This is a genomic window from Robbsia sp. KACC 23696 (genome assembly GCF_039852015.1).
Classification (GTDB): domain Bacteria; phylum Pseudomonadota; class Gammaproteobacteria; order Burkholderiales; family Burkholderiaceae; genus Robbsia.
The window spans coordinates 1,278,589-1,300,302 of sequence record NZ_CP156627.1; the positions used below are offsets into that span (position 1 = coordinate 1,278,589).

The window sequence follows — 21,714 nt, forward strand, 5'->3', positions numbered from 1 at the left end:
CGCCATGCACGTCACGCGTGTGCGGGCCACGCATTTTCAAGACATTTTTCAAATGCATCATGTTTCCTTCCGCGGACGGTCGCTGTGGCGCGTGTCGCGCGCATCGTCGCCATCTTCATCGTTTTCGTCATCATCGCGCGTCGTGATCGTCTTGCCGGAGAAGCGTCGGACGACGACGAAGAACACCGGGACCAGCAGGACGGCGAATACCGTGGCTGCGATGACGCCGCCGAGAACGCCGGTCCCCAGACCTTGCCGGCTCGCGGCGCCGGCACCGGAGGCGAAGACCATCGGCAGCACACCGAAGCCGAACGCCAGCGACGTCATCAAAATCGGCCGCAGGCGAAGATGCGCCGCCTCGATGGCCGATTCGATCAGGCCGCGACCTTGCTCCTGCAGCGACTTGGCATACTCGACGATTAGAATCGCGTTCTTCGTCGCCAGGCCGACTGTGGTCAATAAGCCGACCTTGAAGTAGATATCGTCGTCGAGTCCGCGCAAATGGGCGGCGGCCAAGGCCCCCACGACACCGAGCGGCACGACGAGGATGACCGAGATCGGCACGGACCAGCTTTCATACAAGCCGGCGAGGCACAGGAACACGACGATCAACGACAAGGCGTAGAGATAGGCCGCCTGAGAGCCGGCGAGGCTTTCCTGGTAGGACTCACCGGTCCACTCCATGCCGACGCCTTGCGGCAGTTGCGCGACAAGCTTCTCGATTTCCTGCATCGCCTGACCCGAGCTGACGCCGTCCGGAACCTGCGCCGACATTTCGGATGCCAATTCGCGGTTATAGCGCTCGACCTGTGGCGAGCCCAGCGTCCAATGCCCGGTTGCGAAGGCGGAGAACGGGACCATCTCGGAATCGTAGTTCGTCGACGTGGTCGATGTGCTGCTCGACGACGTGGACGTACTCGTCGAGGTGGTGCTCGAACTGCTTGAAGCCGCGGTGGAACTACTCGTCGACGCAGTCGACATGACGTACCAGGTGCCGATATCGAACGGCATCATTCGATATTTCGCATCGCCCTGAACATACACCTTCTGGATCCGGCCGGTATCGATATAGTTGTTCACATACGATGAACCGAAGGCGGTTTCCAGCGTGCTGTTGATATTGGCGGCCGTCACGCCCATCGCGGCGGCTTTCAGATAATCGATATCGACTTCGTATTGCGGTTGATCGGCCATCCCTTGCGAGCGGACGGTACCCAGCAGCGGGTCCTTCGCCGCCGCAGCGATCAATTGCGTGCGCGCTTTCGCCAACGCATCCGCGCCGGCACCGGCCTGATCTTCCAGTTCGAAGTCAAGCCCGCTGTAATTCCCCAGCGATTGGATCGCCGGCGGATTCATCACGAAAATCTGGGCCGATTTCTGTCCGGCGAAATGGCGATTTGCGGCCGCGATGATCGCTTGCGCGGACTCGTTGCCGTTTCGCGCGCTCCAGTCTTTCAGGCGCACGAAGGCCATCGCGTTATTCTGGCCCGTCCCATTGAAACTGAAGCCCCCGAGCATGATGATCTTGTCGACGCCGGCGGTTTTGAGAAAGTAATCCTCGACCTGCTGTTCGACGACATCGGTCTGGTTCGCGGAACTACCCGGCGGCAAGGCCACCGTCGTCATAAAGTAGCCCTGGTCTTCCGTCGGCAGAAAGGAGCTCGGCAATTTCCAATACATCAGCCCGGCGATCAGGCAAATCACCCCATAGGCCAGGAACGATCGCAAAGGCCGCGCGATCATGGCGCCCACCCACACGCTGTAACGTCGGCTGCCATTGTCGAAGGTTCGGTTGAACCAGGCAAAAAATCCCTTTCGTTCGTGCTCGTCTTTCGCCGGTTTTAGCAACGTGGCGCACAGCGCCGGCGTCAACGTCAACGCCAGCACGACCGAGAGCACCATGGCGGCGGTGATCGTCAGCGAGAATTGCCGATAGACGGCGCCCGTGGAGCCCGACATGAAGGCCATCGGGACGAACACGGCGACGAGCACGGCGGTAACGCCGACCAGTGCGCCGCCGATCTGTCCCATGGCCTTCATCGTCGCTTTCGCGGGGCTGAGCCGTTCCTCGCGCAGAATCCGTTCGACGTTCTCCACGACGACGATGGCATCATCGACCAGCAGGCCGATGGCCAGCACCATCGCGAATAGCGAGAGCACATTGATCGTAAAGCCGAAGGCCGACATAAGCCCGAAGGTGCCGAGCAGCGCGACCGGTACGACAACGGTCGGAATGATGGTCGCACGCAGGTTTCCCAAAAACAGGAACATGACGAGGAAGACCAGCACCACGGCCACCAGCAAGGTCTTGACGACTTCACTGACCGATATCGAGATGAAGGGCGTCGTGTCGTAGGGATAATCGATGGCCACGTTCGACGGCAATTGCTTTTGCAGCACGGCCATTTTCGCCTTGACCGCCTTTGCGACGTTCAACGCATTGGCGCCAGTGGCCATTTCCACGGCCATCGTCGCAGCCGGTTTGCCGTTCACGCGCGATGTCGTATCGTAAGCGTCGCCGCCCACCTCGATACGTGCGACGTCCTTCAGGTAGACCCGCGAGCCGTCGGTATTGACCCGCAGCAGAATATCGCCGAATTGGTCGGTGGTTTTCAGGATGCCCTTCGCGGTGATCGTCGCGTTGATCACCTGTTGACTCGTCGACGGTGTGCCACCGATCTGACCGAGCGAGAGCTGCGTATTCTGGTTCGTGATCGCCGTGGTCACGTCACTGGTCATCAGCCCATAGCTGCGCAGTTTGCGCGGGTCGAGCCAGATGCGCATCGCATGCTGCGCGCCAAACAGCTTCACGTCGCCCACGCCGCTGATCTGCGTCAGCGGATCTTCGATGCGGGTGGCGATCAGATTGCCGAGGTCGACATCGTTCATGCTGCCGTCGGTGGACGACAGCGACACCATCATCAGGAAACTGGTGCCGGCCTTCGAGACCTCGACGCCTTGGCTTTGCACCGCCGTCGGCAGTGAGGCATTGGCTTCCTGCACTTTGTTCTGGACCTGCATCGCCGCGACGTCGGAGTTCGTCCCGGCCTTGAAGCTCAGCGTGATCTGCGCGCTGCCGGCCGAGCTGCTGGTCGACGACATATAGAGCAGATTATCGAGACCGCTCAAATCCTGTTCGATGACTTGCGTGACGGTTGTCGCCACGGTGTCGGCCGACGCACCCGGATAGGTGGCCGACACGCGGATCGTCGGCGGCGCGATGGTGGGATACTGCTCGACCGGCAACGTCGTGATGGCCGCGCCACCCAGCATCATGATGACGACCGCGAAAACGCAGGCCAGAATCGGTCGGTGAATGAAAAATCGGGACATGTCGGCTCCTTATTGCGCCGTCGCGCTTGCCGAAGCGGCCGATGCCGGGGCGGCCGTCGCGCTCGACGCAGCGGTCGCATTCGCCGCCGTCGCCTGCTGTTCGACCGGCGTCACCGTCATCCCGGCGCTGAGCGATTGCAGGCCGTCGACGATCACGCGGTCTCCCGCTTGCAGGCCTTTTGTCACGATCCATTGGTTTCCATAGGCGCTATCCGCGGTGACGGTACGACTGGCGACCTTGTTATTGCCATCGACCACCAACACCGTCGACAGGCCGCCGGAGCCGCGCGACACGATGGCCTGCGGAACGAGCAGGGCGTTCTGCTGGGTGCCTTCGCTGAAGGTCGCGCTGACGAACATACCGGGAAGCAGTTCGTGTTGCGGATTCGGGAAGACGGAGCGCAATGTGACGGACCCCGTGGTCGTATCGACCGATATGTCGGAAAACTGCAGCGTGCCTTTTATCGGATAGGTCGCACCGTCTTCCGTCATCAGCGTGACCGCTGCCGACGCCGGCGTGATGCGGCCGGCCGCAATCGCCTTGCGCAGGCGCAGACCGTCCGCGCTCGAGCGCGTGACGTCGAGGTACATGTTGTCGATCGATTGGATGGTTGCCAGCGCGGTGGTTTGGTCCGCCGTGACCAGTGCGCCCGCCGTCACCGACGACTTGCCGATCCGACCGCTGATCGGTGCGACGATACGCGTGCGCGTCAAATTGACGCGGGCACTTTCCAATGTGCCGCGATCGGCGATCACGTCGGCGTCGGCTTCCCGTGCGGCCGCGACGTAGTTCTCGACGTCCTGCTGGCTGACCCCATTGATTTTCAGCAACGCCTGATAGCGTTGCGCGGTTAGATCGGCTGCGTGTGCCGTGGCTTCGGCTTTCAGTAGCGTGCCGCGTGCCGTGTCATAGGTGGCTTGATAGCTGGCGGCATCCAGTTGGTACAGCGGTTGACCCGCTTTCACCGTGGCCCCTTCGGTGAAGAGACGCTTTTGCACGACGCCGTCGACCTGCGGGCGCACGTCGGCATCCTCGACCGCCGACAAGCGGCCGGACAAGGTATCGACGAGCGCAATGGCGCGAGGCTGCACCGTCTGAACGGTGACGTTCGGCGCAGCGTGTTGGTTGGCATCCGCGTTTTCGGGCGAAGCCGATTTTCCGCAGCCCGACAATGTGGCCGCTACGGCGGCCGATAGCGCGACACAGGTTGCGAATACTGCCCGATGCCGTGCGCGACGCTGCGTCGCCTTTTTTGATCTTTGTTGCATACCGGCTGACGCCCCCCTCGGCTTAAGTCGTCTTGCCGGGCAGCCGGTGGTGCCGTGTCTGCCCGGCCGGCCAGGCAGACCCTGACCAGCAAAGCAGCGAATCTTACAGATCGACGTCTTACAAAGGCTTAGGGTCGCGTTACCAGTTGTAATTTTCGTGGAAAAACCCGACGGAATGGTTCTGCCGCGTCGCGCGGCACGCGTCAGCGAACTGGAAAGGATAAGGCGACGCGCAAGCCGCCGCCGTCACGCTCGGCGACGTTCGCCACCGTCATATCGGCATCGTAGGAGCGGGCGAGGCGTCGAACGATGGCCAGGCCCAGCCCCGAGTGCGCGCCAGCGCCTCGTGCTAGGTCGAGGCGCACGAAGGGGCGTTGCACGCGCTCGATATCGGCTTGCGGAATGCCGGCGCCATGATCGCGAACCGCGAGCGTGAAACGGTCGGCCTGACGGTGCGTCTCGATAATCAAAGGCGGTGCGCCATAGGCGAAGCCATTCTCGATCAGGTTCGACAAGATCCGATCGATATCGACGGTGGGGAGTCGGAAGGCCGGCCCGGCGTGGAGCGCGAGGCGAATCATCGGCGTTTCCTCGGCGTCGCCGTCTGCTGCGCTCTCCGACGCGAGCGACGTCGCCATCGCATCGTCCTGGCCATAGCGTTGCAGGCATAGCGCATCCACCGACGTCAAATCGGTGCCGGGGCCGCCCATCGAGCTGGGTGCCGGGACGTCGCCGCCGACGCGATTGGACTCGCTGCCGGCGAACGCAAGGAATTGCGAGACGATACGCGTCATCGCGGCGGTGTCGTTCAGGAAGCCGTGTTGCATGCGCTCGTCGGCGATGAGGGCGGCGCGGACCTGCATTCGCGCAAGGGGCGCCCGCAGATCGTGGGCGACGCCGGCGAGCATGACCGCGCGTTCTTGATCGGCATCACAGATCTCGCGGGTCATTTCGTTGAAGTCGGTGATCAAGCCCTTGACTTCGCTGGGTCCGACGGCGCGGACGGGCGCCGGTCGAATGCCGATGCGCAGATCGCGCGCCGCGCGGGCCAGACGCCGCAGGGGCCGCTGGATTTGCCACGCGCCCAGCAAGGCCAGCGCAATGGCGAGGGCGAGCATCGTCGCGGACGCGCCCAGCAAACGTTCCACCGCGGGCGAATCGACGGGGACGCGCAGCCAGCGTTCCGCATTGCCGTAGCGCAGCCAGATCTGCGATACATGGCCATCCAACACCACGCGACTGTGCTCGGGGAGGTCCGAGAGCAGTTGGTGGCCGAAGACGGCATCGGTCGTATCGACGCAGCCATCGGGACAGCCCGGCGGATAGCCTTTCGGGCCGACGTCGGCAAAGGCGAAATGCAGCGTGGCGGCCATGCGGTCCTGTTGGGAGGCGGACAAGGTGGGCGTATTGGCGTCTCTTGCCTCGCCATAGACCACGGCCGAAACCCGCGCGATGTGCGCCGCTTCGATTCGGGCGTGCTGCCTGCCGACCAAAAATATCCAGATCCATTGGGTCAGCATCAGCAACACGATGGCGAGCAGCGCATAACGTACGAAGACGCTATTCAAACTGCGCATGCCGCGTCTCAGGCCACCCGCGAGACGGGGCCAGGTATCGGCGATACTCATGGCTGCCCCCCGGGCGCCTCGCCGGGCGACGTGTCGTCTTCCGCCGGCGGCGGAACGAACATATAACCGGCGCTGCGGATTGTCTGGATGATTTCAGGACGACCAGGGTCGTTTTCCAAAAACCGGCGCAGGCGGAATATTGGTACGTCGATCCCCCGTTCGCTCGCCGCCGCATGGCCACCATGCCATAGCGATAACAATCGCGGCCGTGACAGTGCCTCGTGCGGATGACGCGCCAGCACGCTCAACAGCGTGAATTCGCTATGGGTCAATCGGATCGTTTCGCCATTGCGTTGCAGTCGCCGCATCCCAAAATCCAGGACGAAGCGGCCGAAACGGAGCGGCGCCGGCGTTTGTGACGTAGCGAAGGGAACGATGGCGGCGGGCACACCGGGGACATCGCTGCCCGACGGCTGACGGGTGGCCGCGCTTGCGGGGAGGCCCGTGGCCGTCTCCGGAATATGGTGATGACGCCGCAGTACTGCCTGAATGCGGGCCAGCAATTCCTGCGGCATGAACGGTTTGCCGACGTAGTCATCCGCGCCGGATTCGAGCCCGAGAATGCGATCGACGCCTTCGTCCAGCGCCGTCAGCATGATCGCCGGCGTGGTGTCACCGCTTGCCCGTAGTGCGCGGAGCGCCTGCAGGCCGTCGATACCCGGCATCATGCGATCCAACACGACGATTGACGGGCGCAGGCGCATGACGTGTCCCGGAAGGTCTGTCGCATCAGCGTGCGTCACCGCGCGAATCTGGCGCGACGCGAAGAATGTCTCTATCAAGGCCCGCAACGCGGCATCATCATCGATCAACAACACACTACACGGTACATCGGGCATCGGCGCAAATCCAGAGTCGGTCTGGATGGAAATAAGTCAGGCACTACAGGATAACTGACGATCGCGTAAGCGATGTTGTAAGAATGCGCAGCATTGTCGCGGATTGTAATGGTTCGAAAGAAAAGGCCCGCGTGTCGTGTTGCACCGTAATAAAGGCGTCTTTTGCATGCAGCGCGGTACGCGTCAGCGCTGTCCTACGCTGCTATCAGCCTTTGTAGGACAGCTATTTTTCCTGCAACTGCTAACCTAGTATCAGAAAAGCCAGCAGGGCTTTTCGCAACGACGCTAAGGAGACGAGATGAATAAGGCACAAACCGAAGGCATCAAGGATCAAGTCAAGGGCAAGACCAACGAGCTGGTTGGCAAGGTCACCGGTGACAAGGCGCAACAAGCCAAGGGTAATCTTCAGCAAGCCGCCGGTAAGACGGAAAAGGCTGCTGGGGACGCCGTCGAACGTTCGAAAAAGACGCACTGAGCGATCCTTTTCGATCCTCGTAAAAAGTAATATGGAATGACGTTCAAAGCGCGCCTCTGGCGCGCTTTTTTTTCGACCCGAGAACGCGCCTGCCGGCAATATCCGGGCGCGTATCCATCGCTGCAACGGGAGTGAGAGAAATTAACGTAAGACGTCTGATAAATATTCATATAGTTGAATTTTGTCAAAGCTTTCGATAATTACGGTTTCGTCGGGCATTTGTCGCGATATAGACAAGAAAATGACAGTCGACCTATAATTCGACGTCTGCGACAATCTGTCCGACCGGTGTGACGTCGTGACGCAAGCGTGCCAAAGTGTCAACAGTTATATGACATCGTATGTTTTGGGTGCGCTGGTATTTGAGATCGTCGTCAATGCAGTCGAACCACACAATCGAAAAAATGCGCGTTATGAAAGCATGGGGCAGGGCCAAGGCCATTGGGACCCTGGCGGCGGCGTTGGGTATGGGGGCGGTCTCGCCCCTGGCGCTGGGGCAGCCGGCCTCTGCCGTTTCCGCCACGGTGATTCCGGCGGCCGCCGTGCCGTTGCCGGCGACCGCGTCAGTAGCGGACGCGGATCTGATCCGCACTGGGCAGTATCTGGCAACGGCAGCCGACTGCGCGGCGTGCCATACCGCGCAGGGCGGCAAGCCATTCGCTGGTGGCTATCCGGTCAATTCGCCGATGGGCGTGATCTATTCGACAAATATCACGCCCGCCAAGCAGGGCGGCATCGGCGACTACACGGAGGCGGACTTTGCACGTGCCGTTCGATCCGGTGTCCGGCGCGATGGCGTGCATCTCTACCCGGCGATGCCCTATACCGACTACACGGCGTTGACCGACAAGGACATCCATGCCTTGTATGCGTATTTCCATACCGCGGTGGCCCCGGTGGATGTTGCCGCGCCGCGAACGGCGCTGACGTTTCCGTTCAATGTTCGTGCCTCGATGGCGCTGTGGAACGTCCTCTACCTGCACGACAAACGGTTTGTGCCGGATCCGTCGAAGACCGATCAGGTGAACCGCGGCGCGTATCTGGTGGGCGCGCTCGAGCACTGCGCTGCCTGCCATACGCCGCGTGACACGCTGATGGGGCAAAGCGAGAGCAATGCACTGGCGGGCAGCCCTCTGGGGTCGTGGTACGCGCCGAATATCACGTCCGACCCGGTGAGTGGCATCGGCGCATGGTCCGACAAAGACTTGACGCAATATCTCCGCACCGGGTCGGTGCCGGGGAAAGCGCAGGCTGGCGGTCCGATGGCCGAAGCGATCGATCATAGCCTGCAGTATCTGAGCGACGAAGACAGCGCGGCCATCGTGGCTTATTTGAAGCAAACGCGCCCCATCTCGAATGGCGAGACGGTATCGCGCGCCGCGCAAGGGCAACCCTTGTCGGAGGCGGCAATACGAGGCAACGATGCCAATCCGCCGCGCGGCTTCCAACTGTTCTCGGGCTCGTGCGCGGCCTGCCATCAGGCGAACGGCGCGGGCTTATCGAATGGCGATTATCCGTCGCTCTTTCATAACACGGCGACAGGCAGTACCCATCCCGAAAATCTGATTGCCACGATTCTCTTCGGTCTGCATCGGGATGCGGCGGGCAAGCCGGCATATATGCCCGCCTTCGGTCCGAACGCGAGCTTTACGGACCGCCTGACCGATGCGGACGTGGCGGACGTGGCGAATTATGTACTGACGCAGTTCGGCAACGCGCATGTTGCGGTGACGGCGGACGATGTTGCCACGGTGCGTCGGGGTGGCCCGCCGGTGTTGCTTGCGAGGCTGGGCAGCTACGCGATTCCTGCACTGCTCGTCATCGTGATAGCGATCGTGTTGCTAATCGGCTTGTGGCGCGCGCGACGTAAGACCTGAGGGAAAAGAACCATGTACAACGAGTCGAAAAATTCATATCGCCCGCGTGGCGTGGCTGTCGGCCGTCGCGTATTTCTCTTCGGCGCGGCGATCACGGGCACGCTCGGCGCGTTTGGCGTGCTGTCGTCCAGGGGGTTGGTGTCACAGGCTCTGGCTGCTGGCACGCAGGCCGAAGGGACGTCCTCCGCGGTCGCCGGCGACGCGCTGAGCCAGTTCATGCGCGTTTCCGCATTCGTGACGGGAAACAAACCGCTGAACGCGACCAGCGGCAAACGGTTCCTGGCGGCGTTGACAAAGCGCGACGCGGCGTTCGCTACAAGCGTTGCGACCTTGTCCGCTTATATCGAGAAAGGGACGCTGCCGAATATGGACGCATTCCTCGCAACCGCAAGCGGCGCAGGAACGTCCGGTGCGCCCGACGCGGCATGGCAGGCAATGCGGGAGACTGCCACGCAAATCGTGTCCGCCTGGTATCTGGGCATCGTCGGCGACGGCGCGGATTCTGAATTGATCACCTATGCGGATGCGCTGATGTACGTGCCGACCAAAGGCATTCTCGCCGTGCCGACGTATGGTCCGGGGCCTTTGGCATGGGGCCCCAAACCGATCGGTCCCGCCGCATTGACATCATCCGGTGCGCAGGCGGTGATGACTGCCCGCATGGCCGCCGTTACAGCAACGTCCCACGTATAGGGGCGGGAGAAGAAGATGCGCAATTTTGATGCAGATGTCATTGTCATCGGTTCGGGGGTGTCCGGTGGCCTGGTTGCCAGCGGGCTTGCGAAGGCCGGCAAGTCGGTTGTCATTCTGGAGGCCGGCCCGCGCGTGAATCGGCGCGAGGTCGTCGAGACGTTCCGTAACGCACCAGTGAAGCTGTCTCTGGCGAACATGAAGCTACAGGGTGCCGGCTCGCCGTTTCCCAGCATGCCTTACGCACCGTCGACGTATGGCGACTACCTGGAGCAGACGGGTCCGGTGCCGTACAAGACGGCCTATCTGCGGGTCGTCGGCGGTACCACCTGGCATTTCGGCTCGGCGCTATGGCGGATGATCCCGAATGATTTCAAGTTGAAGACGCTGTACGGGCGGGGGCGTGACTGGCCCTTCGCCTATGAGGAGCTGGAGCCTTACTACACGCGCGCCGAATACGAATTAGGCGTCAGCGGAGTGGACGAAGAAGATCAGAGCGGGCAGGGCGGTGGCAGCTTCCCGCCGCGTTCGAAGCCTTATCCGATGAAGGGGTTGCCGAACAGCTATTTCTTCAATCGCGCGTCCGAGATGCTGGCCGCCGGGGGATACCACCCGATCAGCGAGCCGAACGGACGCGCGACGGCACCCTATGGCAATCGCCCGATCTGCGCCGGTAACAATAACTGCAATCCGGTCTGTCCGATCGGTGCAAAGTACGACGGCTCGATGCATATCGATGTGGCGGAACGGGCCGGCGCGAAATTGATCGCCAGCGCCGTGGTCTATCGCATCGAGGTCGGCACGGACAAAAAGATCAGTGCCGTGCATTACAAGACACCGGACGGTGGTGATCACCGTCTGACGGCACGCTACTTCGTGCTGGCCGCGCATGCTATCGAGTCGCCGAAGTTGCTGTTGATGTCGACGTCTCCGGATTATCCGAACGGTGTGGCGAATTCGTCGGATATGGTCGGTCGCAATTTGATGGACAACACTGGCATCAGCATGAGCATGATGGCGAACGAGGATATGTGGCCGGGACAGGGGCCGACTGAGCTGCTGATTTATTTGAACAGCCGCGATGGCGCATTCCGCAAGGACTATCCAAGCTATAAGACGAAAGTCCGGAATACGGTACCGACATCGCAGTTGACGGCGGGGCTGATTTCGAAAGGCGTCCTTGGAAGCAAGCTCGACGCCGAAATTCGCAATCAGTCCGCGCGCGGGATGAATTGGGCGGTGGATTTCGAGATGTTGCCCTTGCCTGAAAACCGGGTGACGCCCAGCAAGAAGAAAACCGATGCGATCGGCCTGCCGGTGCCGTCGATCCATTACAACGTCGACGACTATTGGAACGCCGGGCGCGATGTGGCGGTCAAGGATCTGCAGCGGATGGCGACGCTGCTGCAGGCGGATGTCAAGTCGATCGATGTCGGGCACCAGAACCGCCAGCACATCATGGGCACGACGATCATGGGGTCGGACCCGAAGGATTCCGTGGTCGATGCGGACTGCCGTACGCACGACCATGCGAACCTTTTCATCGCCGGTTGCAGCGTGATGCCTGCCGTCGGTTGCGTCAATCCGACCTTGACCGGTGCGGCCTTGAGTATCCGTATCGCGGACACCCTGCTCAAGGAAATCTGAGCCTTCGGTACAATGCCGGGAGAAGCATTTTGAGGAGATCCCGATGTTGCCCCATTTACCGCAAAACGACGTCGACGCCGCGCTGCTGTCGCGGCGTTCCGTCCGTGCCTTTCTGTCGAAACCGGTCGCGCGCGAGGACATCGAGTGCATCCTGGCCGCGGCCAGCCGTGCGCCATCCGGCACCAATACCCAACCATGGAAAGTCTATGTGGTGACGGGCGCGCCGTTGCAACAGCTATCGGACAAACTCGTCGCTGCCTACGACGATCCGGGACACGCCGCCGTCCATCGCGAAGAATACGCCTACTATCCGAACGAATGGATATCGCCGTATATTGACCGTCGGCGCAAGGTGGGATGGGATCTCTACGGCTTGCTCGGCATCGATAAGCGGGACAAGGCGCGGATGCACGCGCAACACGCACAAAACTACCGCTTCTTTGGGGCGCCGGTCGGGCTGATGTTTACAATCGATCGCGTCTTGGAGCGCGGCAGCTGGCTCGATTACGGCATGTTCCTGCAGTCGGTGATGATCGCCGCGCGAGGTCGAGGACTCGACACCTGTCCGCAAGCGGCATTCACGCCATTCCACGCGATCATCGCCGAGCACCTCGGTTTTCCGAGCAATGAGCAGTTGGTATGCGGGATGGCGCTCGGCTGGGCCGATCCCGATGCCATCGTGAATACCCTGGAGACGGTGCGGGAGCCGGTGAGTGGATTCACGACATTTGTGGGATAGCGTAAGGGCCGACGCCTTACTGTATTATTGCGATTCCTTCCCTCGGAATCGCGGTGTTTGCTTTCGTATCGATGCAATCTCACATCGTCATAATCGGCTTCGGCAGTATCGGGCAAGGCGTCGTACCGCTGTTGAAACGACAGTTTCCTGATCGTCAAATCCTCGCGTTCGACCGGCACATCGACGAAAATCAGCGCGCGATCGCGCGGAAGACGGGCATCGCATTGCGGCAACAGGCTTTCTCGAAGCATACATATCGGGACGTCCTGACGCCTTGCGTTCGCGGCGGCGATATCCTGCTGAATCTGGCAACAGACGTGTCCAGCATGGACCTGATTGTCTTTGCGCAGTCGGTAGGGGCGATTTATCTCGATACGAATATCGAGCCGTGGGAAGCAGAACAGCCTGTCGATCGACCAATAAGCAATCATTTGTTGCGTGAACGGATATTGACGTTACAGCGGCGCACGCCTGGGGCGAGCACGGCCATCGTCGCGCATGGCGCCAATCCTGGATTCGTTTCCGTATTGGTGAAGCGGGCGTTGCTGCAGATGGCTAGCCGCAACGGGATCGTCCATTCCTTTGATCCGCACAGCGTCTCGCGCGCCGATTGGGCCGGCTTGGCGGCGAATCTCGGAATTTGCACCATCCAAATCTCAGAAAACGATACGCAGCGTGCGGCGGCGCCGTTTCCGTCCGAGATGTTCGTCAATACCTGGTCCGTGTCAGGCTTCATTACCGAATGTCGCCAGGCTGCCGAAATAGGTTACGGCACACATGAAGGGCCGGTGCCCGACGGCGCGCGCCAGAATGGCGCCGACAAGGCCTCCGTTACCTTGAAAAGTGTAGGCGCCGAGACGTGGGTGGATAGCTGGTCGCCCCGAAAGGGGCCGTTCGCCGCGATGGTCTTGACGCATAACGAATCGCTTTCCATCGCCGACTATTTGACGCTGTTCTGTGCCAAGGGCTCGGCGATGCCGCGTTATCGTCCGACAGTCTATTACGCGTATAGGCCGAGCGATGCCACCCTGCGCTCCTTGGCGATGCTGGACGCGGCAAAATCGCCGGGGCGAGAGCATGTGATGAAGGCGGAGATCGAAGACGGTATCGATGAACTGGGGATCCTGTTGATCAGCAAGACCTTGCCCTCCTATTGGCTTGGTTCCGGACTGTCCATCGCCGACGCGCGGCGGCGAGCACCGTATAACAATGCAACGAGTTTGCAAGTGACATCGAGCATCGTTGCCGCATTGCGGTGGGCGATGCATCACCCGAATGCCGGTATCGTCGAATCGGACGCGCTACCGCACGATAGCGTGTACGACATGACGGCGCCATACTGGGAACCGATCTACGGCGCCACGACGAATTGGCCGCACCGCGACGAAGTCGGCGGTATGCGGCGCTTGACCTTTTCGGCGCTGCAACGCTCGGCCTGCATAGCCGACGATGCCGTGATAGCCGGCTGATTGCGCACCCCATGGAACGGATCAAACAGATTGTCCGACCCGACTGGCAGACGCGACTCGATGCGATCGGCTTCCACTTCCATTCGCTCGATGAATTCGACAAACCGACGCGTTTGCCGGATGGCGCGTTTATCTATTGGCGCGAGGATGTCGCCTATCGCTTCTCCGAGCGGGAAGTGGAGTCGATCTATGCGGCGGCACGCGAGCTCTATCTACGCTGCCTCGATGCGGTCGACTACGTGATCCGCGAGAATCTTTTTTCGAGACTGGCGATTCCGCCGGAGATGGTGCCGATGATCACGGCATCGTGGGAGCGCGACGACCCGACCTTGTTCGGACGCTTCGACCTGACAATAGGTCCGGACGGCGTGCCGAAGATGTACGAATACAATGCCGATACGCCCACCTCGATCATCGAGGCTAGCCTGGCGCAGTGGTTCTGGAAAGAAGACGTGCAGCCTGGCGCCGGGCAGTTCAACAGTCTCCATGAGAACTTGGTCTCCCGATGGGCCGCGATAAAAGCGCATTATCGTGAGGGCACGCTGTTGCACTTCGCTTGCATGTTCGACAGTCAGGAAGACATCGGCAACGTCGAATATTTGATGGACACGGCGGTGCAGGCGGGATGGTCGGTGAAGCTGGTGGACGTCAAGGATATCGGGACAGACGGCAACGGGTATTTCTACGATCGAGAGAATCGCCGTATTGCACTGATGTTCAAGTTGTTTCCGTGGGAATGGATGTCGGCTTCGATCTACGGCGGTGAGCTGGCGAAGGATTGCGGCCGGTGGGTCGAGCCGCCGTGGAAAGCCGTGTTGTCGAACAAGGGCATTCTGCCGATACTGTGGCAGATGTTTCCAGGCCATCCGCATTTATTGGAAGCCAGCTTTGATGCGGCCGCATTCCGCGGTCGCCACTTTGCGCGCAAGCCGTTCTTTTCGAGAGAAGGCAGTAACGTCGAACTGGTGACGCCGGAGGGCCGCGTTGTGCATCCCGGCCCGTACGGTGCCGAGGGGTTTATCTATCAGGCCTATGCGCCGGCGCCTCGCTTCGATGACCACTCGATCACGCTCGGCGCATGGATGGTCGACGATGTGCCCTCCGGTTTGTGTGTCCGAGAGCAGGTCGGCCTGGTGGCGAAGAACACATCCTTTTTCGTGCCGCATTATTTCGACACTGATAGTACGCGATGAAAAAACCGACACGTCCACGGCGGGTACTCATCGGCATTGGTGGCGTTGTCGTCGTCGGGGTTGGAGCGATCGCCTACTTTTCAGGAGGCGACACCGATGATGATAGCGGCGGCTACGACGGGAGTGCGCAGACAATGGTCAATGTCGAGCGGCGCCACTATGCTTCGCAAAGTGATTGCTTGCGTATTTGGGACGGCAGTGATTGTCGCGATGTCCTGCTCGCGGAAACGTCACCGTTACCGGAACCCGTTGCCCCGACGCAGGTCGCATCAGGACCACTCGGCGTTGCGATGGGGACGACTGTCGCGCCGCTGGCCGTTCCGGTCGCCGCAGTTCTCGACGACGAGACCGGATGGTATGGCCCGTATTACACGCAGCAAGGAGTCATCTATCACGCGTCCGGTGCCGTCGAAGAAGACCTCTCCGTCGTTCGCCTGCAAGACGCTGCCTTGTCGACCTCGACACTCACCGTCAACGAATGCGAGCTGGAGTACGATCGTCAAGTGCTACGCCGAACGCCGAAAGCGGAGGCTGCCGCGGAGGCGGCGCTGATTTCACGCGGCGGCTTTGTCTGTCCTGTCGCACACGCATCCAGTGGCGGGCACGGCGGCAGTGGTGGCGGATCGGGCCGAGCGTGGTTCGGCGAAGAATCGGGGGGCCACGGCGGCGAACATGGCGTGGGTCATGGCGGTGGCCATGGGTCCGGTGGAGGCTGACCCGGACCCGGTTTTGGCTTTATGCGCCGGCGTGTGAGCGGACGATATCCGACGTCGGTGCTTTCTCGTTCTCGAGATGCAAGGTGAAGTCGAAATCGATTGACGCGAACGGCGCCTCGACGCCATGCCGATCCATCGACTTTGCATCGTCGACGCGCGTGATCTTCGGCACGAGCCCCTCGCGCGTCGCGAACGCGAAGTCATCCCATAAAAACGGATCGCCGTCGATATTGATCTGTGTCGTCAGCTTGCGATGTCCGTCCGCCGTCACGAAGAAGTGGATATGCGCCGGCCGTGTGCCGTGCCGCCCGAGCTGTTGCAGCAGCTTGTCGGTGGCGCCGCCAGGCGGAACGCTATAGCCCACTGGCATGATGGTGCGGAATTGGTAGCGCCCATCGGCATCGGTGCGGATACTGCGACGCAAATTGAAGTCGCTCTGCGTCGAATCGAAGAAGGAATAGTTTCCGAGTCGGTTCGCATGCCAGACTTCGACCAAGGCATTCGGCAGGGGTTTGCCTTCCACATCGAAGACCGTACCTTGCATGAACAGGATCTCGCCGTCTTCCTTGCCGTCGTCCAAACGCGCCTGCCCGACCGATTCCGGGGCGCCGGCAATATACAAGGGACCTTCGATCGTACGCGGCGTGCCCCCTTCGATACCTGCTTTGGCTTCGGCTTCGTCCATGCGCAGATCGAGGAAGTGCTCGAACCCGAGGCCCGCCGCGATCAAACCGAGTTCATTGCTGCGTCCCGCCTGGGCGAGGTAATCGAGCGCATGCCAAAATTCGGCGGGTTGGACATCGAAGTCTTCGATCGTATGAAAGAGATCCTTGACGATACGATTGACGATGGCGGTGACGCGCTCGTTCCCGGGTTTGCTTGCAACGCCGGTGATGGCGGACAGTACGGCGTCGATGGCTTCGCGATTCATTTTTTGTCTCCTGTAAGCGGGGCTTTTCTTGTTCGGACGGCTCTAGCGATCGTCTTCGTGGATGGACGAAGGATGGCGGCACAGCGGCCGCACGCTGATGTTCATATAGGGAAAGAGCGGCAGCGACATCAAGACATCGTGTAATTGCGCATTGTCAACGACGTCGAAAACGCTGACGTTCGCATATTTGCCGGCAACGCGCCATAGGTGTCGCCACACGCCGCGATGTTGCAAGCCTTGCGCGATTTCACGTTCACGGGCTTTCAACGCGGTGGCGTCCGCTTCCGGCATATCGGGAGGCAGGCACACCTCCATATCGACGATAAACAGCATGGGTGTGTCTCCTTAATGGGATGTCGGTCGCGTCGATGACGTGGCGCCGGCGCGGCGGAAGCGCGCAACCTTTTCCTCGTCCAACGTGATGCCAAGGCCGGGGCCTTGCGGCAGATGCAGCTTGAAGTCCTGATAGACCAGCGGTTCGGTCAAGATTTCCTCGGTCAACAGCAAGGGGCCGAACAGTTCGCTGCCCCAGGCGAGCGTATCGAACGTGGCGCACAAGTGCGCCGTTGCGATCGTGCCGATCGGTCCTTCCAGCATCGTGCCGCCATACAAATCGATATGGGCGGCGCGCGCTATGGCGGCCACGTCGGCAGCCGCCATCAGGCCGCCCGATTGCGTGATTTTCAAGGCGAATACGTCGGCGGCATGATCGCGGGCAAGGGCGAAAGCGTCGCTTGGCCCATGCAGGGACTCATCGGCCATGATGGGAAGGCGCGCCAGATCGGTCAGACGCTTCAGGCCGCGGTGATTGGCGGCGGCGATGGGCTGTTCGACCAGTTCGACGCCGGCATCGGCCAGCATCGAGAGGCCGCCGACCGCTTGCGTTTCGGTCCATGCCTGATTGAGATCGACGCGAATACGCGCCGCGTCGCCCAGTGCACGATGTATTTCGGCACAATGCCGGACGTCGTCGGCCATCGAGCGTGCGCCGATCTTCAGCTTGAAAACGTGATGGCGTCGGCTTTCCAACATCTGCTCGGCTTCCGCGATATCGCGCGATGTGTCGCCGCTTGCCAACGTCCACGCGACGGGAATAGCGTCGTGCTGGCTGCCGCCGAACAACATCGACAGCGGCAGATTCAGGCGTCTCGCGGTGGCGTCGAACAGGGCGGTCTCCAACGCGCATTTCGCGAAACGGTTACCTTGCGCGCTCTTGCGAAGCGGCGCCATCAATCCCGAAACACTGCCTATTTCACGCCCCACCAGCAGCGGGGCGAGATAGGTGTCGATATTGACCTTGATGCTTTCCGGACTTTCTTCGCCATAGCTCAGGCCGCCGATCGTTGTGGCTTCGCCAAGGCCGACGGTGCCGTCCGAAAGCCGGATGCGCACGATGACCAGCGCTTGCCCCTTCATGATGGCGACGGAAAGCCGGTGCGGACGGATCGTCGGCACGTCGAGAATCAGGGTTTCTACTGATTCGATTGTTGCTGTCGAAGGTATCATAGGTGCGCCTTGTCTTTTTTCCTATGATAGAAAGAGCATGCAGCCGGTGTCCAAGACCGCATGGGCATATTTCAATACTTCAAAGGTATCAAAATGGAGTTGCGCCATCTGCGGTATTTCGTGGCCGTGGCGACCACACAGAATTTCACCCGCGCTGCGGAGATGCTGAATATTTCGCAGCCGCCGCTGTCCCGCCAGATTCAACAAATCGAGGACGAAGTGGGGGCCCGCCTCTTCGAGCGCGGCAGCCGGCCGGTCAAGCTGACCGAAGCCGGGCGGTTTTTTCTGGGACAGGCACGGCGCCTGTTGGAACAGGCGGACGATCTGCCGAAGCTGACGCGTCGCGCGGTCCATATCGAAAGTCGCTTGGTTATCGGCTTTGTCGGATCCACGCTTTACGGCGGCTTGCCGACCGTGGTGCGGCGCTTTCGCGCGGCCTCGCCGCATACCGATGTCTCATTGGTCGAAATGTCGACGCTCGATCAGCTGAAGGCCTTGCATTCGGGCGCGATCGACGTGGGCTTTGGGCGTATCCGTTTCGACGATGTCACCGTGAAGCGCGTCGTGCTACGCGAGGAGCGGCTGCTGGTCGCCTTGCCGGACAACCATCCGCTTTGCGGTACCGGGCCGCTGCGCCTCGCCGAGCTGGTGCGCGAACCGTTGGTCGTGTATCCGAGGCGACCGCGTCCCAGCTATGCCGATCAAGTATTGTCGGCATTCAAGGACCAGGGGCTGGATCCGGTCGACGTCCATGAGGTGCAGGAGTTGCAGACGGCATTGGGTCTGGTGGCCGCAGGCATCGGGATCGCGCTGGTGCCGGCCAGCGTCGAGCGATTGCGACGCGATGAAGTGGTGTATCAAGCGCTCGACGATGCCACCGTTGTTTCGCCGATCATCATGAGCACTCGGCTCGCGGACGAGTCCCCCGAGTTGACGCTGCTGAGTGGCTTGATCGAGGCGCTCTACGCCGCGCCCGGGACGCCCGGCGTGCCGCCTATCAAATGACGCCTTCCGGCCGATGCGCATCGGCGTCCACGCAGCAAACGAGCACCTCCGCATCGTCTTTGCTCGCGCTTAAATACACATGACCGATGGCGCTGTTGAAATACAGACTGTCACCCCGCGCTAGCGTGTACGCATTGCCATCCTCGAACTGCAGGCGCAGCTTACCGCTCAGGACAAACACGAATTCTTCGCCGGCGTGCCGAACATATTCGGTAAAGTCCTCGACCTTACGCGCGTGGATGTGCGCTCGCATCGGTATCATCCGCTTGCCCGTCAGCGTGTGCGCGAGCATGCCGTATTCGTAATTCGGCGTGTCGTATATGGCTTGCTCGCCAGAGCGCGTAAGGGTCGGCGTTACTTCGCGCGCTGGCCGGGAATGGACACCCCGTCCGAAGATTTCGTCGAAGTCGATATGGAGTGCCTGGGCCAGCGCAGCGAATTTATCGTAGGTCAAGGCGATATCGCCGCGCTCGGCCTTCGATATCGTCGAGACGGCGATGCCGGAACGTGCAGACAACGCCGCCAACGTCAGGTTGTGCGCCTTGCGCTGGCTGCGCAGTCGTGCGCCGACGGTTTGCGGATCCAGCACAAGCGGGGAGAGGGCGGGCGTGACGCTATTCGGCTTTTTCGAAGAAGGGGGCATGCGCCGGTGGAATTTCCGTTTTATCGTATACGAGAAATGCGTTTTTTCTCTGATATGATAGCGCATCTCAAAAGCGGCGGTTCCGCGCCGACGCCGACACAAGCGGTCCCGACCCACACTACTTTTCTAGAGCGAAGCAATGAAATTTGATGCGGTAGTGCTGGGTGGCGGGATGGTTGGTGTCTCGACCGGGATCCATTTGCTGAAGCGGGGGCGGTCGGTGGCGATCGTCGATCGGAAGGCGCCGGGCAATGAAACGTCCTTGGGCAATGCGGGCTTGATACAGCGCGAAGGCGTCTATCCCTATGCCTTTCCGCGCGACGCGGCCTCTCTGATGCGTTATGCGAAAAATCGCTCGCCCGATGTGCGATATCACCGGAATGCGATCGGTCGCAACGCGCCGTTCCTGGCGAAATATTGGTACCACTCCGAACCGGGACGCCACGCCGCCATCGCCCGTTCCTACGCGACGCTGATCGCACACTGCGTCACCGAACATCGTTCCTTGTCCGCCGCTGCCGACGCCGATCATCTGATTCGCCAAGGAGGATGGATCAAGGTCTTTCGTCGCCCCGCCGTACAAGACGCCGAGCTGCGTGCAGTCGAACGTTGGCAGCACGAATATGGCGTGACATACGAAGCGCTCGATGCCGCGGCGTTAAGGGCGCTGGAACCCAGCCTCTCGCAGGTATTGCTAGGGGGTGTACGCTACACCGGCTCGGAAACGGTGCGCGATCCGAAGGCCCTGCTCGATGCGTACCTGGCGTATTTCAAGACACTGGGTGGCGTGGTGATCGTCGGCGATGCCGCCTCGCTCACGCATCGGTCGCCGCGCTGGGAGCTTACAACCACGGAGGGTGCGGTACAGGCCGACGCGATCGTCGTCGCGCTCGGGCCGTGGTCCAGTACCTTGGTTGCCCGCTTCGGCTATACCATCCCTTTCGGGCTGAAGCGTGGCTATCACATGCACTACGCGCCGCAGACCGGTGCCCAATTGCAGCACCCGGTGTTGGATGCGGAAAACGGCTATATGCTGGCGCCGATGCTGCGTGGGATCCGTTTGACGACCGGCGTCGAGCTGGCGCGCGACGATGCGCCCAGCACGCCGCTCCAGGTCGAGTTGACCGAACGCAGCGCGCGCGAGATGTTTCCGTTGGGAGAACGTCTGGATCCGACGCCTTGGCTTGGCCGTCGGCCTTGCACGCCGGACATGATGCCGATCATCGGACCGACGCAACACGAGGGGCTATGGTTCGCATTCGGCCATGCGCATCACGGTTTGACGCTCGGTCCCGTCACCGGCCGGCTGATCGCGGAGATGATGACGGGCCAGACGCCATTCGTCGATCCGGCGCCGTTCCATGTACGGCGCTTTACTCGCTGACGACGTGCGGCGTGTTACAGCGCCGCGACGACGGCCACTTCGACGTCGATGCCGGGGCGCATCAGCAGCGCTTGCACGCAGGCCCGCGTCGGTGCGTGACCTTCGACGACCCAGGCGTCCCAGACGGCATTGAATTCGGCGAAATGCTTCGGGTCCGTCAGCCAGATGTTCGCCGACACCAGGCGCGTTTTGTCGACGCCCGCTTCGGCCAGCAACGATTCGATACGCGTCAGAATTTCATTCGCCTGCTCGGTCACCGACGCATTCGTCGAAGTGGGCACCTGACCCGACAGATGCACATAGCCGTTGGATACGACGACCTGGCTCATCCGTTGATTGCCTTTGAAGCGCTTGATTTCGTTTTGCATGC

19 protein-coding genes are annotated in these 21,714 nt (G+C 61.2%); 10 read left to right on the plus strand and 9 right to left on the minus strand.

Translation table 11 applies throughout. The annotated features are described in order from the left end of the window. Nucleotides 1-57: 57 nt before the first annotated feature. The 4 genes from ABEG21_RS20210 to ABEG21_RS20225 form a co-directional block, all read right to left on the minus strand. The gene (locus tag ABEG21_RS20210) at nt 58-3,333 is read right to left on the minus strand and encodes an efflux RND transporter permease subunit (RefSeq protein ID WP_347557210.1); all 3,276 of its coding nucleotides are present in this window, start codon (nt 3,331-3,333) and stop codon (nt 58-60) included. Between the two features lie 9 nt (nt 3,334-3,342). Then, entirely contained in the window at nt 3,343-4,602 is a 1,260-nt protein-coding gene (locus ABEG21_RS20215; RefSeq protein ID WP_347557211.1) for an efflux RND transporter periplasmic adaptor subunit, read from the minus strand. Between the two features lie 203 nt (nt 4,603-4,805). Then, entirely contained in the window at nt 4,806-6,230 is a 1,425-nt protein-coding gene (locus ABEG21_RS20220) for an ATP-binding protein (protein ID WP_347557212.1), read from the minus strand. Further along, nucleotides 6,227-7,069, minus strand: a complete 843-nt coding sequence (locus ABEG21_RS20225) for a response regulator (RefSeq protein ID WP_347557213.1) — start codon at nt 7,067-7,069, stop codon at nt 6,227-6,229. The genes ABEG21_RS20220 and ABEG21_RS20225 overlap by 4 nt, the downstream gene beginning before the upstream one ends. Nucleotides 7,070-7,367: 298 nt before the next feature. Between ABEG21_RS20225 and ABEG21_RS20230 the strand changes: the two genes are divergently transcribed. From ABEG21_RS20230 to ABEG21_RS20265, 8 genes are all read left to right on the plus strand, one after another. Beyond that, complete coding sequence (locus ABEG21_RS20230; RefSeq protein ID WP_347557214.1) at nt 7,368-7,544, plus strand: CsbD family protein; 177 nt, start codon at nt 7,368-7,370, stop codon at nt 7,542-7,544. Nucleotides 7,545-7,957: 413 nt separating this feature from the next. Beyond that, nucleotides 7,958-9,421, plus strand: a complete 1,464-nt coding sequence (locus tag ABEG21_RS20235; protein ID WP_347557215.1) for a cytochrome c — start codon at nt 7,958-7,960, stop codon at nt 9,419-9,421. Between the two features lie 12 nt (nt 9,422-9,433). Then, nucleotides 9,434-10,114 (plus strand): sugar dehydrogenase complex small subunit, encoded by a 681-nt coding sequence (locus tag ABEG21_RS20240; protein WP_347557216.1) that lies wholly within the window; start codon nt 9,434-9,436, stop codon nt 10,112-10,114. Between the two features lie 15 nt (nt 10,115-10,129). Then, nucleotides 10,130-11,758 carry a GMC family oxidoreductase gene (locus ABEG21_RS20245; protein ID WP_347557217.1) on the plus strand — a complete coding sequence of 543 codons (1,629 nt, stop codon included), beginning with the start codon at nt 10,130-10,132 and terminating at the stop codon, nt 11,756-11,758. A gap of 43 nt (nt 11,759-11,801) precedes the next feature. After that, nucleotides 11,802-12,497, plus strand: a complete 696-nt coding sequence (locus ABEG21_RS20250; RefSeq protein ID WP_347557218.1) for a nitroreductase — start codon at nt 11,802-11,804, stop codon at nt 12,495-12,497. Between the two features lie 53 nt (nt 12,498-12,550). Then, nucleotides 12,551-13,966 (plus strand): saccharopine dehydrogenase NADP-binding domain-containing protein, encoded by a 1,416-nt coding sequence (locus ABEG21_RS20255; protein ID WP_347557219.1) that lies wholly within the window; start codon nt 12,551-12,553, stop codon nt 13,964-13,966. A gap of 11 nt (nt 13,967-13,977) precedes the next feature. Then, nucleotides 13,978-15,159 carry a glutathionylspermidine synthase family protein gene (locus ABEG21_RS20260; protein WP_347557220.1) on the plus strand — a complete coding sequence of 394 codons (1,182 nt, stop codon included), beginning with the start codon at nt 13,978-13,980 and terminating at the stop codon, nt 15,157-15,159. After that, nucleotides 15,156-15,875 (plus strand): hypothetical protein, encoded by a 720-nt coding sequence (locus ABEG21_RS20265; RefSeq protein WP_347557221.1) that lies wholly within the window; start codon nt 15,156-15,158, stop codon nt 15,873-15,875. Before ABEG21_RS20260 ends, ABEG21_RS20265 begins: the two co-directional genes overlap by 4 nt. Before the next feature lie 19 nt (nt 15,876-15,894). Here the strand turns inward: ABEG21_RS20265 and catA are convergent, their stop codons facing one another. The 3 genes from catA to ABEG21_RS20280 are packed head-to-tail and all read right to left on the minus strand — an operon-like array spanning nt 15,895 to nt 18,312. Beyond that, complete coding sequence (gene catA / locus ABEG21_RS20270) at nt 15,895-16,806, minus strand: catechol 1,2-dioxygenase (protein ID WP_347557222.1); 912 nt, start codon at nt 16,804-16,806, stop codon at nt 15,895-15,897. 42 nt (nt 16,807-16,848) lie between these two features. Next, nucleotides 16,849-17,139, minus strand: coding sequence for a muconolactone Delta-isomerase (gene catC, locus ABEG21_RS20275; RefSeq protein WP_347557223.1), 291 nt, complete (start codon nt 17,137-17,139; stop codon nt 16,849-16,851). Nucleotides 17,140-17,151: 12 nt separating this feature from the next. Further along, on the minus strand, nt 17,152-18,312 hold the full coding sequence (locus ABEG21_RS20280; protein ID WP_347557224.1) for a muconate/chloromuconate family cycloisomerase: 1,161 nt from the start codon (nt 18,310-18,312) through the stop codon (nt 17,152-17,154). A 93-nt stretch (nt 18,313-18,405) separates the two neighbouring features. Here ABEG21_RS20280 and ABEG21_RS20285 point away from each other — a divergent pair, with 93 nt between their 5' ends. Then, on the plus strand, nt 18,406-19,317 hold the full coding sequence (locus tag ABEG21_RS20285) for a LysR family transcriptional regulator (RefSeq protein ID WP_347557225.1): 912 nt from the start codon (nt 18,406-18,408) through the stop codon (nt 19,315-19,317). Here the strand turns inward: ABEG21_RS20285 and ABEG21_RS20290 are convergent. Further along, complete coding sequence (locus tag ABEG21_RS20290) at nt 19,310-19,960, minus strand: XRE family transcriptional regulator (protein WP_347557226.1); 651 nt, start codon at nt 19,958-19,960, stop codon at nt 19,310-19,312. The two genes, ABEG21_RS20285 and ABEG21_RS20290, sit on opposite strands and share 8 nt — an antisense overlap. A 139-nt stretch (nt 19,961-20,099) precedes the next feature. Here ABEG21_RS20290 and ABEG21_RS20295 point away from each other — a divergent pair, with 139 nt between their 5' ends. After that, nucleotides 20,100-21,344 carry an FAD-binding oxidoreductase gene (locus tag ABEG21_RS20295; protein WP_347557227.1) on the plus strand — a complete coding sequence of 415 codons (1,245 nt, stop codon included), beginning with the start codon at nt 20,100-20,102 and terminating at the stop codon, nt 21,342-21,344. Between the two features lie 14 nt (nt 21,345-21,358). On the opposite strand, the gene ABEG21_RS20300 is transcribed toward ABEG21_RS20295, so the two are convergent. Further along, on the minus strand, nt 21,359-21,712 hold the full coding sequence (locus ABEG21_RS20300; RefSeq protein WP_347557228.1) for a RidA family protein: 354 nt from the start codon (nt 21,710-21,712) through the stop codon (nt 21,359-21,361). Nucleotides 21,713-21,714 lie beyond the last annotated feature (2 nt).

What these genes read in the sequence shown, in the direction of transcription:
- ABEG21_RS20220 (WP_347557212.1), bottom strand. Translation starts at nt 6,230, where the DNA reads ATGAGTATCGCCGATACCTGGCCCCGTCTCGCGGGTGGCCTGAGACGC.
- ABEG21_RS20250 (WP_347557218.1), top strand. Translation starts at nt 11,802, where the DNA reads ATGTTGCCCCATTTACCGCAAAACGACGTCGACGCCGCGCTGCTGTCG.
- ABEG21_RS20280 (WP_347557224.1), bottom strand. Translation starts at nt 18,312, where the DNA reads ATGATACCTTCGACAGCAACAATCGAATCAGTAGAAACCCTGATTCTC.
- ABEG21_RS20225 (WP_347557213.1), bottom strand. Translation starts at nt 7,069, where the DNA reads ATGCCCGATGTACCGTGTAGTGTGTTGTTGATCGATGATGATGCCGCG.
- ABEG21_RS20215 (WP_347557211.1), bottom strand. Translation starts at nt 4,602, where the DNA reads ATGCAACAAAGATCAAAAAAGGCGACGCAGCGTCGCGCACGGCATCGG.
- ABEG21_RS20290 (WP_347557226.1), bottom strand. Translation starts at nt 19,960, where the DNA reads ATGCCCCCTTCTTCGAAAAAGCCGAATAGCGTCACGCCCGCCCTCTCC.
- ABEG21_RS20260 (WP_347557220.1), top strand. Translation starts at nt 13,978, where the DNA reads ATGGAACGGATCAAACAGATTGTCCGACCCGACTGGCAGACGCGACTC.
- ABEG21_RS20210 (WP_347557210.1), bottom strand. Translation starts at nt 3,333, where the DNA reads ATGTCCCGATTTTTCATTCACCGACCGATTCTGGCCTGCGTTTTCGCG.
- ABEG21_RS20230 (WP_347557214.1), top strand. Translation starts at nt 7,368, where the DNA reads ATGAATAAGGCACAAACCGAAGGCATCAAGGATCAAGTCAAGGGCAAG.
- ABEG21_RS20265 (WP_347557221.1), top strand. Translation starts at nt 15,156, where the DNA reads ATGAAAAAACCGACACGTCCACGGCGGGTACTCATCGGCATTGGTGGC.
- catA (WP_347557222.1), bottom strand. Translation starts at nt 16,806, where the DNA reads ATGAATCGCGAAGCCATCGACGCCGTACTGTCCGCCATCACCGGCGTT.
- ABEG21_RS20300 (WP_347557228.1), bottom strand. Translation starts at nt 21,712, where the DNA reads ATGCAAAACGAAATCAAGCGCTTCAAAGGCAATCAACGGATGAGCCAG.
- ABEG21_RS20295 (WP_347557227.1), top strand. Translation starts at nt 20,100, where the DNA reads ATGAAATTTGATGCGGTAGTGCTGGGTGGCGGGATGGTTGGTGTCTCG.
- ABEG21_RS20235 (WP_347557215.1), top strand. Translation starts at nt 7,958, where the DNA reads ATGAAAGCATGGGGCAGGGCCAAGGCCATTGGGACCCTGGCGGCGGCG.
- ABEG21_RS20285 (WP_347557225.1), top strand. Translation starts at nt 18,406, where the DNA reads ATGGAGTTGCGCCATCTGCGGTATTTCGTGGCCGTGGCGACCACACAG.
- ABEG21_RS20240 (WP_347557216.1), top strand. Translation starts at nt 9,434, where the DNA reads ATGTACAACGAGTCGAAAAATTCATATCGCCCGCGTGGCGTGGCTGTC.
- ABEG21_RS20245 (WP_347557217.1), top strand. Translation starts at nt 10,130, where the DNA reads ATGCGCAATTTTGATGCAGATGTCATTGTCATCGGTTCGGGGGTGTCC.
- catC (WP_347557223.1), bottom strand. Translation starts at nt 17,139, where the DNA reads ATGCTGTTTATCGTCGATATGGAGGTGTGCCTGCCTCCCGATATGCCG.